The 15,857-nt window shown below is 28.8% G+C and carries 19 protein-coding genes; 15 read left to right on the top strand and 4 right to left on the bottom strand.

Annotated features, from left to right (window positions below):
* The 15 genes from L8X38_RS00665 (at position 1) to L8X38_RS00595 (ending at position 10,328) form a co-directional block, all read left to right on the top strand.
* On the top strand, positions 1 to 507 hold the full coding sequence (locus L8X38_RS00665) for a DUF3972 domain-containing protein (protein WP_263660990.1): 507 nt from the start codon (positions 1 to 3) through the stop codon (positions 505 to 507).
* Positions 504 to 1,364, top strand: a complete 861-nt coding sequence (gene glyQ / locus L8X38_RS00660) for a glycine--tRNA ligase subunit alpha (protein ID WP_258107574.1) — start codon at positions 504 to 506, stop codon at positions 1,362 to 1,364. The genes L8X38_RS00665 and glyQ overlap by 4 nt, the downstream gene beginning before the upstream one ends.
* Positions 1,354 to 2,079, top strand: coding sequence for a Nif3-like dinuclear metal center hexameric protein (locus tag L8X38_RS00655; protein WP_258107573.1), 726 nt, complete (start codon positions 1,354 to 1,356; stop codon positions 2,077 to 2,079). Before glyQ ends, L8X38_RS00655 begins: the two co-directional genes overlap by 11 nt.
* Positions 2,080 to 2,090: 11 nt before the next feature.
* Complete coding sequence (locus tag L8X38_RS00650; RefSeq protein ID WP_258107572.1) at positions 2,091 to 2,810, top strand: zinc ribbon domain-containing protein; 720 nt, start codon at positions 2,091 to 2,093, stop codon at positions 2,808 to 2,810.
* Entirely contained in the window at positions 2,807 to 3,991 is a 1,185-nt protein-coding gene (gene waaA, locus L8X38_RS00645; RefSeq protein ID WP_263660989.1) for a lipid IV(A) 3-deoxy-D-manno-octulosonic acid transferase, read from the top strand. Before L8X38_RS00650 ends, waaA begins: the two co-directional genes overlap by 4 nt.
* On the top strand, positions 3,972 to 4,724 hold the full coding sequence (locus L8X38_RS00640; protein ID WP_263660988.1) for a pseudouridine synthase family protein: 753 nt from the start codon (positions 3,972 to 3,974) through the stop codon (positions 4,722 to 4,724). The genes waaA and L8X38_RS00640 overlap by 20 nt, the downstream gene beginning before the upstream one ends.
* Before the next feature lie 64 nt (positions 4,725 to 4,788).
* Positions 4,789 to 6,126: a signal recognition particle protein gene (ffh, locus tag L8X38_RS00635; protein WP_263660987.1), complete on the top strand. Its 1,338-nt coding sequence runs from the start codon at positions 4,789 to 4,791 to the stop codon at positions 6,124 to 6,126.
* Positions 6,127 to 6,197: 71 nt separating this feature from the next.
* The gene (gene rpsP / locus L8X38_RS00630; protein WP_012661702.1) at positions 6,198 to 6,425 is read left to right on the top strand and encodes a 30S ribosomal protein S16; all 228 of its coding nucleotides are present in this window, start codon (positions 6,198 to 6,200) and stop codon (positions 6,423 to 6,425) included.
* 2 nt (positions 6,426 to 6,427) lie between these two features.
* A complete protein-coding gene (locus L8X38_RS00625; RefSeq protein WP_043019956.1) occupies positions 6,428 to 6,673 on the top strand; it encodes a KH domain-containing protein in 246 nt (81 codons plus the stop codon).
* Positions 6,663 to 7,187 (top strand): ribosome maturation factor RimM, encoded by a 525-nt coding sequence (gene rimM / locus L8X38_RS00620; protein WP_263660986.1) that lies wholly within the window; start codon positions 6,663 to 6,665, stop codon positions 7,185 to 7,187. Before L8X38_RS00625 ends, rimM begins: the two co-directional genes overlap by 11 nt.
* Positions 7,184 to 7,888, top strand: coding sequence for a tRNA (guanosine(37)-N1)-methyltransferase TrmD (gene trmD / locus L8X38_RS00615; protein WP_263660985.1), 705 nt, complete (start codon positions 7,184 to 7,186; stop codon positions 7,886 to 7,888). The genes rimM and trmD overlap by 4 nt, the downstream gene beginning before the upstream one ends.
* Before the next feature lie 11 nt (positions 7,889 to 7,899).
* Positions 7,900 to 8,256 (top strand): 50S ribosomal protein L19, encoded by a 357-nt coding sequence (gene rplS, locus L8X38_RS00610; protein ID WP_012661698.1) that lies wholly within the window; start codon positions 7,900 to 7,902, stop codon positions 8,254 to 8,256.
* Position 8,257: 1 nt separating this feature from the next.
* A complete protein-coding gene (locus tag L8X38_RS00605; protein WP_243705616.1) occupies positions 8,258 to 8,611 on the top strand; it encodes a cupin domain-containing protein in 354 nt (117 codons plus the stop codon).
* 53 nt (positions 8,612 to 8,664) lie between these two features.
* Entirely contained in the window at positions 8,665 to 10,005 is a 1,341-nt protein-coding gene (locus L8X38_RS00600) for a class II 3-deoxy-7-phosphoheptulonate synthase (RefSeq protein WP_263660984.1), read from the top strand.
* A complete protein-coding gene (locus L8X38_RS00595) occupies positions 9,999 to 10,328 on the top strand; it encodes an ArsC/Spx/MgsR family protein (RefSeq protein WP_263660983.1) in 330 nt (109 codons plus the stop codon). Before L8X38_RS00600 ends, L8X38_RS00595 begins: the two co-directional genes overlap by 7 nt.
* 53 nt (positions 10,329 to 10,381) lie before the next feature.
* Here L8X38_RS00595 and L8X38_RS00590 read toward each other — a convergent pair whose 3' ends face one another.
* From L8X38_RS00590 to fliP, 4 genes are all read right to left on the bottom strand, one after another.
* Positions 10,382 to 12,616: an autotransporter outer membrane beta-barrel domain-containing protein gene (locus tag L8X38_RS00590; protein ID WP_263660981.1), complete on the bottom strand. Its 2,235-nt coding sequence runs from the start codon at positions 12,614 to 12,616 to the stop codon at positions 10,382 to 10,384.
* A gap of 93 nt (positions 12,617 to 12,709) precedes the next feature.
* Positions 12,710 to 13,276, bottom strand: coding sequence for an anthranilate synthase component II (locus L8X38_RS00585; protein ID WP_263659065.1), 567 nt, complete (start codon positions 13,274 to 13,276; stop codon positions 12,710 to 12,712).
* The gene (locus L8X38_RS00580) at positions 13,273 to 15,021 is read right to left on the bottom strand and encodes a bifunctional anthranilate synthase component I family protein/class IV aminotransferase (RefSeq protein WP_263660980.1); all 1,749 of its coding nucleotides are present in this window, start codon (positions 15,019 to 15,021) and stop codon (positions 13,273 to 13,275) included. Before L8X38_RS00580 ends, L8X38_RS00585 begins: the two co-directional genes overlap by 4 nt.
* Positions 15,022 to 15,086: 65 nt before the next feature.
* The gene (fliP, locus tag L8X38_RS00575) at positions 15,087 to 15,821 is read right to left on the bottom strand and encodes a flagellar type III secretion system pore protein FliP (RefSeq protein WP_133318758.1); all 735 of its coding nucleotides are present in this window, start codon (positions 15,819 to 15,821) and stop codon (positions 15,087 to 15,089) included.
* Between the last annotated feature and the right edge of the window lie 36 nt (positions 15,822 to 15,857).

Genomic DNA, 15,857 nt, shown 5'->3' with positions numbered 1-15,857 from the left:
ATGCAAACTTACTTGGAATTAAAAGAATTTTGTCAGTTAGTTCATTTATCCGAAGATGTTGTAAAAGGAATGATGGCAAATGGTGCTTTAAATTTCAAAGAAGAAGAAGGTAAAATTTATATAGAAGCTAATCAAGGTACTTTTAGCGTAGTTCCTTCAAGTTCAAAGCAACCTGTTATGGTAAATTCTATGACCTTGGCAGGAGAAAGTTTTGTAGAAAAAACTATAGGGACTATTTTAAATTTACATGAAAAAGTTCTTGATGCTAAGGATGAAACCTTAGAAGCTTTAAAGGGTGAAAATAAATTTTTAAAAGATGCTCTTTATTCTATGCAAGAGCTTTATGATGAGGATAGAAAAACTATAGAAAATCTTAACGAGCAACTTAAATATGCGCGTAATGAAGTTGAATTTCTAAAAAGAAAATATAAAATGATGTGGAATAAAACAGTGGAATTATATGCAAATTCGCCTGAGAAGTCTGAAGAATTAAAGGAAGAAAAATGACTTTTTCTCAAATGATTTTAAATTTACAAGAATTTTGGCAAAAGCAAGGTTGTGCTATTATGCAACCTTATGATTTTCCAGCAGGTGCAGGGACATTTCACCCGGCAACTTTTTTAAGAAGTTTAGGTAAAAAACCTTGGGCGGCTGCTTATGTAGCACCAAGTAGAAGACCAACTGATGGAAGATATGGTGAAAATCCTAATAGGTTGGGTGCTTATTATCAATTTCAAGTTTTAATTAAACCAAGTCCTGATAATATCCAAGAATTATATTTAAAAAGTTTAGAAAATTTAGGCTTTGATTTGAAATCACATGATATTCGTTTTGTTGAAGATAATTGGGAAAGTCCAAGTTTAGGTGCTTGGGGTTTGGGCTGGGAAGTTTGGCTTGATGGTATGGAAGTTACACAATTTACTTATTTTCAACAAGTTGGTGGTATAAGCGTAGATTTAGTTAGTGCTGAAATTACTTATGGCTTGGAAAGACTTGCAATGTATTTACAAGATGTAGATAATGTATATGACATAGTTTGGAATGAATTTAACGGCGAAAAAATTACCTATAAAGATGTTCATAAGCAAGGTGAGTTTGAATTTAGTAAATATAATTTTGAAGTAAGTGATGTAAAAACTTTAAATGTACAATTTGAAAATGCTTACAATGAGTGTAAAAATGCATTAGATGCAAAACTTGCTTTACCAGCATATGATTATTGTATGTTAGCAGCACATACTTTTAACTTGCTTGATGCAAGAGGAGCTATTTCAGTAACTCAAAGACAAGATTTTATGCTTAAAATTAGAGAATTATCTAAAAATTGTGCTTTAGTATATAAAGAAAGTTTAGATGAAAATTAAAGAAATTTATGATTATTTAGATACTATTAGTCCATTTAATACGCAAAGTTCATGGGACAATAGTGGTTTATTGCTTGGAAATTTCGATCAAGACATAAATAAGATTTATCTTGCGCTTGATGTAGATATGCATTTAATTGAAAATGCAAGCGAAAATTCACTTTTTATAGTTCATCATCCTTTAATTTTTAAAGGTTTGAAGAATTTAAGTGGAGTGCTTTATCCGCAAAATCTTCTTACAAAAATGATACAAAAAAATATAGCCTTGATTGCTATGCATACAAATTTTGATTTAAGTCATTTAAATACTTATTTTACTAGCGAAATTTTGGGTTTTAAGATCAAAGAACAAAATGAATTTTTGATCTATTGTGATGTAGATTTTCAATTAGATACATTAGTTGATCATGTTAAAAAGTGTTTAAAGCTTAATCATATTAGGGTTGTTAATGCTCATCAAGAAAAAATAAAAACTTTAGCAATATGTACAGGTAGTGGTGGAGATTTGATTTCTAGTGTAAAAGCAGATTGTTTTTTAAGTGGGGATTTTAAGTATCATCAGGCCTTAGAAAGTTATCATAATAAACTCAATTTGATTGATATAGGTCACTATGAAAGTGAGTCATACTTTGGTGAAATTTTAGCAAAAGATTTGCAAAAATTTCATTTAGAAGTTATAATATCAGTTTCAAAAAATCCATTTCAATATTTTTAAGGAAAAAATCAATGAATAAATATTTAGAACAACTTATAGCTTTATCGCAAATTGATAAAGAGTTAGATGGTTTTGCAAATAAAGTAGAAGAAGCTACAAAGGATTTAAAAGAAAAGCGTAATTTGCTTGATAAAACTGAAGAAGAAATTGCAGGTTTTGAAAAAGATATTAAAGATATAGAAAATCAAAAAATACAAAACAATAACCATATTGCAGAATTTGGTGTGAAAATTAAAGAAATAGCCAAAAAAAGTGCTGCAGTGAAAACTGAAAAAGAAGCAAATGCTTTAAAAATCGAAGAAGATATAGCTAAAGAGCAACTTGATGCAGCAAATGAAGAGATAGAAAGATTAGATAAAATTTTAGAAAACAAAGAAAAATTTATACAAGAATTGCAAACTAAGAGAACTGAACTTGAAAATGAAGTGGATCAAATAGATGCTCAAACAAAAGTTGTATTAGTTGATATTGAAAAAGAAAGATTAGAGATTTATGATAAAAAAGTAAAGCTGGTTGGCGAAATAAATCAAAAAGTTTTAACTTTTTATGAGAAAATTAGAAAATGGGCGGGAAATAGTGCTGTAGTTCCTGTGAAAAAACATGCTTGTTATGGCTGTTTTATGAGAATTTATGATAAAACTTATTTAGCAGTTTTAAAAGGTGATGAAATCGTAACTTGTCCGCATTGCGGAAGAATTTTATATAAAGAAAAAGAAGAAAATCAAAATTGATTTTTTTTTATTACATTTTTGCTGTGATTATATATGTAATCGCAGTTCCTTTTTTGTTGATTTTAAGTTTTTGTAAAGAAAAATATAAAGTATCTCTAAAATCTAGATTTTTTCTTTACAAAAACTTAAAACAAGAACAAGGAGATATATATTTTCATGCTTGCTCCTTTGGGGAGATTAAAAGCATTGTTCCCTTAATAAAACTTTTTCCAACTTGTAAAATTTCAACTATCACGCAAACTGGATTTAATGAAGCTTTAAGACATTCTAAAAAAGTAAATTTTTTACCATTTGAAATTTTTATACCATTTTGGATGAAACCTTGCAAAGTTTTGATTATTTTTGAAGCAGAGCTTTGGCTTATGCTTGTATTGATGGCTAAATTTTATAATGCAAAAGTTATTTTATTAAATGCTAGGATTAGTGATAGATCTTTAAAAAACTACAAGCGTTTTAGCTTTTTTTATCGTTTAATTTTTAAATATATTGATGTTGTGTTTGCACAAAGTCAAAAAGACAAAGAAAGATTAGAATGCTTGGGTGCTAAAAATGTTGTAGCATATAAAAATATCAAAGCATATATAAAACAAGAACAAGTGAAAAATTATTCAAAACCTAAGGCTAGGGTTATTATATTTGCTAGTACGCATGAAAATGAAGAACGATTATTGCTTAATGAGATTAAACTAGAAGAAAACGATAGATTAATTATCGCTCCAAGACATCCGGAGCGTTTTGGCGAGGTTGAGGGGATTTTAAAAGATTTTTGTCAAAAAAATTATTATAATATGCAAAAATTTTCAGACTTTACTTTAAGCGAAAATGATTTTGCAAATTTTTTTAAGACTAAGTGTTTATTGCTAGATGCTTTGGGTAAGCTAGAAAGTTTTTATAAGATTAGTGATGTGGTTTTTTTGTGTGGCTCTTTTGTAAATAATATAGGTGGGCATAATCCTATAGAAGCGGCTAGATGGAATAATGTTATTATCTCGGGGAAATATTATTTTAATCAAGAAAGTTTATATCAAGAAGTTGATGATTTGTATATTTGTGAGAGTGTAAAAGATATAAATGATTTTTTAAAGCAAAAATTATCACAAGCACGAGTCAAAGAGCAAAATGATTTAAATGAAGTTATATTAAGTATAAAAGAAGGTTTAGATGCAAGAAAAAGCTTATAAATTGCTTGCACTGCAAGAAAAAATTTCTAATAATGCAGCAAAGGATTTGATTGATAAAGGTTGTGTTTTTGCTATGGGAAAAAAGGTTGTTATAGCTAGAGCTTTGATGAGCTCAAAAACAAGATTTGTCGTACAAAAAATAAAAAAAGCAAAAATACTTTTTGAAGATGATAAAATCATAGTTTTAAATAAGCCTTATGGGGAAATTAGCGAGAATTTAGAAGGTGTTTATAATGCTAAATTAATTAACAGGCTTGATAAAGAAACAAGTGGAGTTTTGCTTTTAAGCAAAGATGAGGAATTTAGACTAAAATGCATTCAAGAGTATAAAAAACAAAATGTTTATAAAAGCTATTTAGCTATTGTCGATGGAGTGATTGCTGAAGAACTTGAAATTTGTGAAAAAATAACTACTATAAAAAATAAATCCGGAGCTTTTAGTAAAATCGATAAATTTGGCTTAGAAGCTCATACTCAGGTTATACCTTTAATGGTAAATGCAAAAAAAACTTTAATAAAAGCGGTCATTAAAACAGGTAGAACACATCAAATCAGAGTGCATTTAAATCATATAAAACATGGTATTATTGGCGATGAAAAATATGCAAAAAATAGCTCTCCTAGAATGTATTTGCATTCTTATGAAACGCATATTTTTGATTATCAATTTAAAGCTTTACTTGATGAGAGTTTTAATGCTTATGGTTTTGAAATAAAAAATTTAAATTTTTAAAGGCGTTTAAAGCTAAAAGGGTTTATAATTTAGCTTTTTAAAATTTTAATAAAGGGAAAATAAAGTGTTTGAAATAGTTAGTGAGTCATTTAAATCCGCGGTTAATAAACTTCGTTTTGTTGATGATGAAAAAGCTTTAAAAAATGCTCTTGACACTTTAAAAAAAGCCCTTTTAAAAGCAGATGTGCATCATAAAGTTACGAAAGAATTACTCACTTTAGTAGAAAATGATGTAAAAACTAATGGCATAGGCCAAAAGCAATTTTTAGACTCAATTAAGAAAAATTTAGAAGAAATTCTTAGTGTTAAAGGTAAAAATCAAGGTTTTGTATTTGCTAGTAAGCCACCTACGGTTGTTTTGATGTGTGGTTTGCAAGGTGGTGGTAAAACTACTACTACGGTAAAAATTGCTAATTACTTAAAACTAAGAAATAAAAAAGTATTAATTGCTGCATGTGACTTGCAAAGATTAGCTGCGGTAGAGCAATTAAGACAACTCACTCAGGCTAATGAGCTCGATTTATTTTTCATAGAAAATGAAAGCAATCCTTTAAATGTAGCTAAACAAGCTTTAGAAAAAGCAAAAAATTCTATGTATGATGTTTTGCTTGTAGATACTGCCGGCCGTCTGGCAATTGATATAGCTTTGATGAATGAGCTTAAAGAAGTAAAAGCTATTTTAAATCCTGATGAAGTATTTTATGTAGCTGATGCTATGAGTGGTCAAGATGGAGTTAAAACAGCAAGTAGCTTTAATGAAGCTTTAGAAATCACTGGAATTATTTTAAGTAAATTTGATGCAGATACTAAAGGTGGTGTTGCGCTAGGTATAGCTAAACAAATTGGTGTGCCTTTAAGATTTATTGGTGTTGGCGAGAAAGTAGCTGATTTAGAAGTATTTATCCCTGATAGGATTGTTAATCGTATCATGGGTGAGGGTGATTTGGTGACTTTGGCTGAAAAAACTGCCGCTATTATAGATGAAAAAGAAGCAAAAAAACTTAATAAAAAAATCAAAAAAGGTGAATTTAATTTCAATGACTTTTTAAATCAAATGGAAAGTGTTAAAAAACTTGGTAGTATGAAATCAATCATTGGTATGATACCTGGTTTATCATCTATGGCAGCAAATATTAAAGATATTGATTTGGATAATTCTAAAGAAATTATTCATATTAAAGCAATGATTTCATCAATGACGCCAAAAGAAAGAGAAAATCCTGATTTGTTAAACAACGCAAGAAAGCGTCGTATTGCAGAGGGTGCTGGTTTATCTCAAATGGAAGTAAATCGCTTTTTAAAACAATTTAGTAATGCGGCTAAGTTGGCAAAGAAATTTTCAAACAAAAAAGGAATGGAAAATTTTATGAATATGTTGCAGCAAGCTAAAAGACCGCAATAATTAAAGCTTTTTTATGGATATATGAGTTAAAATATCTATAACAAAATTTTAATTTTTTTAGGAGTATTAAAATGACAGTAATCAGACTTACAAAAATGGGACGCAAAAAAAGACCATTTTATCGTATAGTTGTAACTGATAGTAGAAAAAGACGCGATGGTAGTTGGATAGAAAGCATTGGATATTATAATCCTATGGTTGAACCTGAAGTGGTAAAATTTGATGCTGAGCGTTTAGCTTATTGGAAGAGCGTAGGTGCTAAATTAAGCGATAGAGTAGCAGCTATTACAAGCAAATAAAAATGGTTGAAAATTTTTTAAGAGAATACGCAAAATTAATTGTTGATTTTCCTGAAAAAGTTGATATACAAAAACAAAATTTAGAAAACAATTTTGCTGAAATTATCATTTATGTTGATCCAACTGATACTGGTAAGTTGATCGGAAAAAACGGGAAATTAATCAACGCAATAAAAACAGTTATTATGGCTTATAAAGTTAAAGATGCAACTTCATATCGTATAACGGTAAAAGCTATTGAAGAATGATTTGGTCCAAGTTGCTAAACTTGGGAAAAGTGTTGGTTTGAAAGGTTATGTAAAATTACATAATTTAAGTGATTTTTTTGAGCAGTTTAAAGCAGGTGCTAAATTTTTTGATGGTAATCAAAAAATTTACACCATAAAAGCTTTCGATAAAACAAGATCTTTGGTTTTATTTGAAGATTTTGAGAATTTAGAATCTGCAAAAAAACTAACTAATATTACACTATTTCAAAGCATAAAAACTACAAAAGAAACTTGTAAGTTAAAAAAAGATGAGTATTTTTATTTTGATATTATAGGCTGTGAAATTTTTGAAAATGAACAAAAATTAGGTGTAGTTGAAGATATTTTAGAAAATGGAGCTGGATTTTTATTCTATATAAAATGCGATGAAAAACTACAGACAAAGGTTAAAAACTTTTATATTCCTTATGTTGATAAATATATTCAAAAAGTTGATATAGAAAATAAAAAAATATTCACACAATCTGCTTTAGATATTTTAGAAAATTCATGAAATATACTTTTGTAAGTTTATTCCCAGAGCTTATTGAGCCTTATTTTAAAACTTCTATTTTGGCAAGGGCAAAAGAAAAAGGAATTTTAGAATTTGATTTTGTTAATCCTAGAAATTTTACTACAAATAAACATCTAAAAGTAGATGATTATAAAATAGGCGGTGGTGCGGGACTTTTATTACAAGCTCAGCCTTTATATGATTGTTTAACGCATATTAAAAGCCAAGATAAAAATACGCATTTTATTTTTCTTTTACCATGTGCTAAAACTTTTAAGCAAATAGATGCTAAAAGATTAAGCATCAAAGAGCATATTTGTTTTGTATGTAGTAGATATGAGGGTTTAGATGAGCGTATTGTGGAAGAATTTGCTAATGAAGTGTTTTCTATAGGAGATTTTATACTTACAGGTGGAGAGTTAGCATCTTTGGTGATGTGTGATGCTATTAGTAGAAATATTCAAGATGTTCTTGGAAATAGTGAAAGTTTAAGTGAAGAAAGTTTTGAAAATGATTTATTAGAAGCACCATCATTTTCTAAGCCATTTGTTTTTGAAAAGGAAAATAAAAAATTTTATGTTCCTTCAGAGTTTTTAAAGGGAAATCACGCTAAAATTACAGCTTTAAAAACTACTTTGGCGTCTTGCAAAACGAAATATTTTCGTCCTGATTTGTATCAAAAGCATGAACGCAAATTTTAAGGAATATCGTTATGAAAAATAAATACATTGAGCAATTTGAGCAAAAACAAATTGAAGGTAAAAATGTTCCAGAATTTCGTGCTGGAGATACTTTAAGACTTGCTATTCGCATTAAAGAAGGCGATAAAACAAGAATTCAAAATTTTGAAGGTATTTGTATAGCGCGTAGAGGAAATGGTGTAGATGAAACTTTCATTGTGCGTAAAATAGGCGCTAATAATGTAGGTGTTGAAAGAATTTTCCCTATTTATAGTGAAAGTTTAGAAAGTATTACAGTATTAAGAAGAGGTCGTGTACGCCGTGCTAGATTATTCTATTTAAGAGATAGAAGAGGTAAGGCTGCTCGTATTAAAGAACTTAAAAAATAAAATGAAATTTAGAACTCAAATGCATGAAGTAATTTCTTGGGAACAAGAAATTGAAAATGGCATAAATATATCTAAAAAAATAGAAAATGCTTATGCTAAGGAAATATGCATAAATATGTCAAAGGATAGCTTTATGAAAGATCATAAAGCACCTTTTGATATTACTATACAAGTATTAAAAGGCTCTATTGATTTTGGAGTTTTAAATCAGCAAATTCTACTTAAATCTTTAGATAGCATTAGTTTAAAAGCTAATGAAATTCATAATCTTTTAGCACTAGAAGATTCTATAGTGCGTTTAACTCTATATAAACAAGATAGCCTTGAACGCGTTGAGAGTGTTTTGAAATCTTAATTTAAGTCTCATTTTGTATAATTTTAGCTTACTTAAAATTAGGAAGTTAAGCTATGAAATGGACTAAAGATTCTTGGAAAAATTATAAAATTCAGCAACAGCCGCAATATCCTGATGAAAATGAATTACAAGATGTTGTTAAAAAATTAGAAAAATTACCACCACTTGTTTTTGCAGGTGAGGTAGATAAGTTAAAAAAATCCCTTGCTAATGTTGTAAATTCTCAAGCATTTTTACTCCAAGGAGGAGATTGCGCAGAGAGTTTTGTAAATTTTGGTGCTGATAATATAAGAGATATGTTTAAAGTTATGCTTCAAATGGCCATAGTACTTACTTTTGCAGGATCTTGTCCTATTGTTAAAGTAGGGCGTGTTGCAGGACAATTTGCAAAGCCAAGAAGTAGTGATTTTGAAGAAGTAGATGGAGTAACACTTCCAAGTTATCGTGGGGATATTATTAATGGTTTTGAATTTAATGAAAAATCAAGAATAGCCGATCCTAAAAGAATGCTAGAAGCGTATTATCAAAGTGCTACAACTTTAAATTTATTAAGAGCTTTTTCAAGAGGTGGTTTAGCGGATTTAAGAGTAGTGCATAAGTGGAATTTGGGTTTTTTAAAAAAAGCAGAGCTTGGGAAAAAATATAATGAACTTAGTGAAAAAATCACTCAAGCTTTAGCTTTTATGCAAGCTTGTGGTATCACTGATACCCCAAATCTTTCTCAAACAGCCTTTTATACTTCTCATGAAGCCTTGCTTTTGTCTTATGAAGAAGCTTTAACTAGAGTAGATAGTTTAAGCGGGGAAATTTATGATTGTTCAGCACATATGCTTTGGATAGGCGAGCGTACTAGAAAAGCAGATGAAGCACATGTGCATTTTTTAAGTGGAGTAAAAAATCCACTCGGTGTTAAGCTTAGCGCTAATTATGATTTAGGTGAGATAAAAAAGCTAGTAAGTATTTTAAATCCACATAATGAAGCAGGAAGATTAAATTTCATCATCCGTATGGGATGTGATAAGATAGAAAATGCCTTGCCAAAATTATTTAAAGAGTTAAAACAAGAAGGGTTTAATATACTTTATAGCATAGATCCTATGCATGCAAATACGGTTAAATCAGGTAATTTTAAAACAAGAGAATTTGATAAAATTATTCAAGAAGTGCGTGCGTTTTTTGAGATAGCTATGAGTGAAGGAGTGTATCCTGGTGGGGTACATTTGGAAATGACAGGGCAAAATGTAACAGAATGTGTAGGAGGCTCTTTAAATATCACTCAAGAAGAACTTTCTAAACGCTATGAAACACAATGTGATCCAAGATTAAATGCTGACCAAGCTTTAGAATTAGCATTTATCATAGCAGACTTAGTTAAAAAGGCAAGAAAATGTTAAAATTTTATGGTATTAAAAATTGTAATAGTGTTAAAAAGGCCATGGATTATTTAAATTCTAAGCAAATTGAATTTGAATTTTTAGACATTAAAAAGCTAGATGAAGAAACTTTAAATTTTTGGTTTAGCAAAAGGAGTGTTTTAGAGCTTGTAAATACAGCGGGTATGAGTGCTAGAAAATTAGGGTTAAATAAAGAAAAACTTCAAAATTTAAACCAAGATGAAATTAAAGTGATGATTTTGCAAAACCCAACGCTTATAAAACGCCCATTAATTATAGAAGATGATGAAGTTTTTATAGCTAAAGAATATGAGAGTTTTTAAAATGCTAGAGTGAAAAACTCTAGCATTTAGGAGTTTCTCAAAAAATATTTTTTTTAGAATTTGTATTTAAAACCTACTTGACCACTTACATAAGTTTCATTTTTACCATCTGTTTTACCAGCTAGTATTTGTTTAGCTCCAATACCTGCATTTAGGCTAAATTGTTCATTAATATCTACATTTCCACCTATGATGATTTGTCCATAAGTTTTTTTCTTATCATCACTTTTTACGCTAGGTAGTGCTACTCCATTTAAACTTGCTACATAATCATCTCCATTATTCATTACATATTGTTCTATTTTTGGAGTGATAAATAAATATGATGTTTCGCTCATATATTTTCTAAATTCAGCACCGAGTTCTAAAGAAATAGAATTATTACTAGCGCTATTGACATCTTTTCCTGCAATTCCATTTTCTTTATAGCTTGGGGTATGTGCATAGTAGTAGTTTGCTCCGGCAAAAGGTTTGATAAATAAGGTATTATTACTAAAATCAAAAATATATCCCATGTTAGCACTCAAACCAAGGAATTTTCTATTAAAGTCAGCACTATTTGTAGTGTTAAATCCTCTATTTACAATATCTTGATCTGTTGGAGAAATTTGAGCATAAGCCTTAACATTAACTTCTACCTTTGGACTTATATGGATATTAGAATAAGCGCCAAATTGGAAATTATCTGATTTTTGGGTTAAAAGATTATCTTTTATTTCAGCGTTTGCATAAGTAAAATAAGCACCAATAATAACATCATCATTGATTTTTCTATCCATACCTATAGTGGCTCCATATAAAGCACCACTATCTCCATCTATGATGTTTGCACCGCCTATTACATTACCCCAAATGCTGTTATTATAATTATCAACATAATTTCCTCTATAATCATTAGTAGCAAATCTTATTTGAGATAATTTTGTAGCGTAATTTCCATAAGGATTATTTAACATAGCTACACGAGAACCTATAGATACATCATTTGATACATTGATAGTCGAGTTTATACCCGATGAGGCTTGATTTACATTTGAGATAGATTTAGCTGAATCTTTTATATCATTTGCTACTTGCTCTCCAGCTTTATCAAATTTAATACTACCTATTGCATTAAAATCTTTACCGAGTGCAAGTCCATCTAAAATTTTAGAAACAAAGTCTTTGTTAGAAGTTGAAACACTAGAATCGTTTTTAATATAATCATCATTAGAGATTATTCCACTTTCAGCATTGCTAATCATATCTTGAATTTGCTTTATTTGCTCATCAATTTTTGCAATGGCTTCATCTATTTTTTCTATATTAACACCTTCTTCATCTTTGGCATCTTCTAAATCAGTTTTAATTAATTCTAGATATTTTTTATCACTTTCTAAGACTTTCTTATTATTAAGTACATTTTCATTTGCGCCACCACTAATTAAAAGCTTATTATCTTTTGTAGAAAGTTCATAATCAACAAAATCTTTTACATCTATAGCTCTTACAATTTCATAATCAAGTCCTAAATCTTTGCTACTCATACCTACAATGTTTTCAAAATTTTTACTTATGTTTGCACTAGCTTTGTTTGAGCTTGTTATATCTTCATTAAATCCTTCGCTTGCACTCATGAAAACATAATTATTTAAAGCCAAATCACCAAAGCTTGTTGTTCCTATGGAAAAGTTTGAATTTGTGATATTTGCTTTACCATTTACTTGTATGTGGTTTTGACTTTTATTACCACCTATGGTAAATAGAGTAGATTTATCTGCTGTAAAATTTCCATTTACTTCAAGAGAACCTTGTAGGCCATGCCCATCAGCGATTAAAATAGCTGAAGATTTTATATCATCTAAAACACCATCTGTAGGATTAGATGAACCTTTTATGCTAAAATCTCCATTTACGATGGATTTTCCATCTAAGCTTTGAAATATCACATCTGTTGCCTCAGTTTTTTTAGCATTAATGGTATAGTTTGTTACATAACTAGCACCTTCGGAAGTATTTTTAAAACTAAGATTATTAGAATTTAAGTTAATATTTACTCTTGAGAGATCTTTATATTCATCATTAACTATATCATTAGCTAGGTCTGCGTGAAAAAGATCTATTGTTAAATCACCATTGGTATAGTCTGTTTTTAAATTAAAATTTCGTCCATCGTTTGTTTCAAAATGTTTCTTCATGCTGCCATCATAGCCGTTAATAGTAATTTCTTGAGCTAAAGCAGCATTGCTTAATAAAGCACTAATACCAACTCCCATTAAAACTTTACTTGTGTAATAAGAAAGTTTCATTTGATTACTCCTTGTAAATTTAAATTGAAAAAAGCATTATACCCCCCCCATAAATTTAAGTTTAAAGTAAATGAAAAAAATATAAATATTAGATTATTGCAAAGTAAGAAAGTTTTTAAGTAGCTTTTTGCCATTTTGACTCAGTATGGCTTCAGGGTGGAATTGAACTCCATAAATATCGTATTTTTTATGTTTTAAAGCCATGATGATATTATCTTCACTATGGGCTAAAATTTCACATTTTTTGCCTATATGACTGACATAAAGAGAGTGATATAAACAAATTTTAAAATTTTGCTCAAGGTTTTTAAAAAGTGGGTTTGGTTTAAATTTTATAGTTTTTACCTTACCATGAGTTGGGTTTGGAAGTTTAGAAATTTTACCACCAAAAACATGTGCTATACATTGGTGTCCTAGACAAATTCCAAGAATTTTTTTATCTTTCTTAAAATATTTTATAGCTTTTAAACTTAACTTTGATTCTTTTGGAGAATTTGGTCCAGGGGAGATTAGAAGATGGGTAAAATCATATTTTTTAAGCTTTTTTGGATTTTTGAATTTATCGTTTTTAATAATTTTATAAGTAATGTTTAATTCTTTTAAATAAAAGGCTATGGTGTAGGTAAAAGAATCATAATTATCTATAATCAAAACTTTCACAAAAATACCTTTTTTAAGCCTCTTAAAGAATTAATAGCATAAATTTCTTTAGCATTTAAAAGCTCATCTTTAGTAATATCTTTTTCTTTGATGAGCTTGTGTTTTAAGAGTGTTTGTCTATAAATACCATTTAGGCAGTTTTTAGCATAAGGGGTAAAATACTCATCATTTAAATTTATAATAATGTTACTTCTTGAACCCTCACAAAGTATGCCTTTTTCATCAAAAAAAACTATGTCATAGCAAATATTTTCTTTCCATAGATGAGAATTTGCCTCATATAAACTACGCAGAGAAGTTTTATGGTGTGTTAAAAGATTTACTTTTATGATGTCTTTACTTATGAGTAGTTTTTTGCTTGAATTTTCTTGTATATTGCTAAAATCAAACTCATAAAGGCCATTTTTAAAAAGTTTTAATTTAATAGCCTTTGAGCCTTTTTGAGTAAAATTACTTTTTGTAAAAAAATGATGATGATTGAAAACAAAATTGTTAAAATTTTGTAAAGATTTAAAATGGAATTTTTTATCTTTACTCTCTAGTATATTTTTAAAATCATGTTTTAATCTTTGAGTATCAAAGCCAAAAAAATTAGCTGAGTTTAAAATTCTTGTCAAATGTTCTTTGAAAAATAAAATAGAATGATTTTTATAATACATTGTTTCAAATAAATAAAAGTTAGGTTTTAAAATTTTACTTTTTAGTTTTAATTCTTCAAATTCATCTTGTTTTTGTGAATCCCACACAAGTCCGCTTCCCACACCATATCTTAAAAAATCATCATTATTTTTTTTCTCTAAAGTGCGTATGGCTACGCTAAATTTTGCTTTATCTTTATGGATTAAACCTATCGCTCCACAATAAATCCCGCGTTTTCTTTGCTCTAAATTTTCTATGAGTTTAATAGTTTCTATTTTGGGTGCACCTGTGATAGATCCACATGGAAAAAGGGCTTTGAAAATTTTAAAATAATCATTTTTTGGCTTTAATTTCCCACTTATTTTTGAAATGAGTTGGTGTAAGGTAGGGTAGGTTTTAACCTTAAAAAGTTCGCATTTTAAAGAATGTTTTTTGGTGAGTTTTGAAATATCATTGCGTAATAAATCAACTATCATTACATTTTCGCTAATAGTTTTTTCATCGCATTTTAAAAAGTTTTTTAGATTTTCATCTTCTTTTGGATTATTTGAGCGTTTGATTGTGCCTTTCATGGGTTTTGTGATGATTTTTTTATTTTTGATTTTAAAAAAAAGTTCAGGTGAAAATGAAGCCAATTCTAAAAATTCATTTTTCATATAAGCTTTATATGGGGTATTTTGCTTAGGATAAAGGCTTAAAAAACTCTCATACACATTAAGATTTGATTGTAAATGTAGTTCTTGAGTAAGATTAACTTGATAACTTTGACCTTTAGCTATGGCTTCTTTGACTTTGTCAAAGTTTTCAAAATACTTTTCTTGGTTTAAATTGGATGAAAAACTTGGATAAAAGTCTAAATTTTTTTCTTCGTTTGTAAAGATTTTTTTTGATTTAAAAGCAAAAAAATATAAAAAAGGCTCTTTGCTTTTATAATTTTTATTTTCTAGATATTTATAGAATTCATATTGAATATAGCCTAAAAAATAATATTGATTTTTATATTTTTCTATGATTTTAAAAGCTTTTTTACTTTCTTTTTGAGTGTGAGCTTTAAGAGTGAAGGCAAGATCATCATAAAGGTATTTTCCAAATATAGCAAATGCCATTTAAAATCTTTGATTTAGAAAAATACAAATAAAGCTAGTAATACACATATTTTTGCTCTAAATTGCTAAGTTAAAAAGCTTTTGACGAGATTTTGTATAAGCAAATTCCATCCATCTACCAAAACAAAAATAAGCAATTTAAAAGGCATGGAAATCATAACAGGTGGTAACATCATCATACCCATAGCCATTAGCACTGAGCTTACTACCATATCAATAACTAAAAATGGCAAGAAAAGTAAAAAGCCTATTTCAAAAGCAGTTTTGAGTTCACTTATCATAAAAGCAGGCACTAAAACCGTTAAAGGAACATCATCTATGGTTTTTGGATTTTCTAAATTTCTGATCCTATAAAAAAGTGCTAAGTCTTTTTCTCTGGTATTTTTTAACATGAAATCTTTAAAAGGTTTAACGCCTTTAGCAAAGGCTTCTTCATAGCCTATTTGTTCAGCAATATAGGGTTTTATGCCTTCATTGTATGATTTTGTAGCAACAGGTTCCATAATAAAAAAAGTTAAAATCAAAGCTAGTGTCGCTAAGATAGTATTTGGAGGCATGGTTTGTGTGCCAAGAGCAGTTCTTAAAAAAGAAAAAACTACTATAAGTCTTAAAAATGAAGTCATTACAAAGATGATAGTTGGAGCAAGTGCTAGTATAGTTAAAACTATAATTATATTTAAAGTTGTTACGAGCTGTTGAGGGCTATTTGGGGCACTAAGGCTTAAATTTACAGTTGGTATAGTTGCTTCAGCACCAAAAAGAGCTAGGCTTGATAAAAATAAAACTAGTAAAACCCTCAAAATATTTCCTTGGTTAAAATTAAAAGCATTATTTTA

Origin of the sequence: Campylobacter sp. CNRCH_2014_2452 (assembly GCF_025772865.1) — a bacterium.
Classification (GTDB): domain Bacteria; phylum Campylobacterota; class Campylobacteria; order Campylobacterales; family Campylobacteraceae; genus Campylobacter_D; species Campylobacter_D lari_D.
Note: the sequence above shows the minus strand (reverse complement) of the source record. Positions and strands in the feature narration are given on the sequence as shown.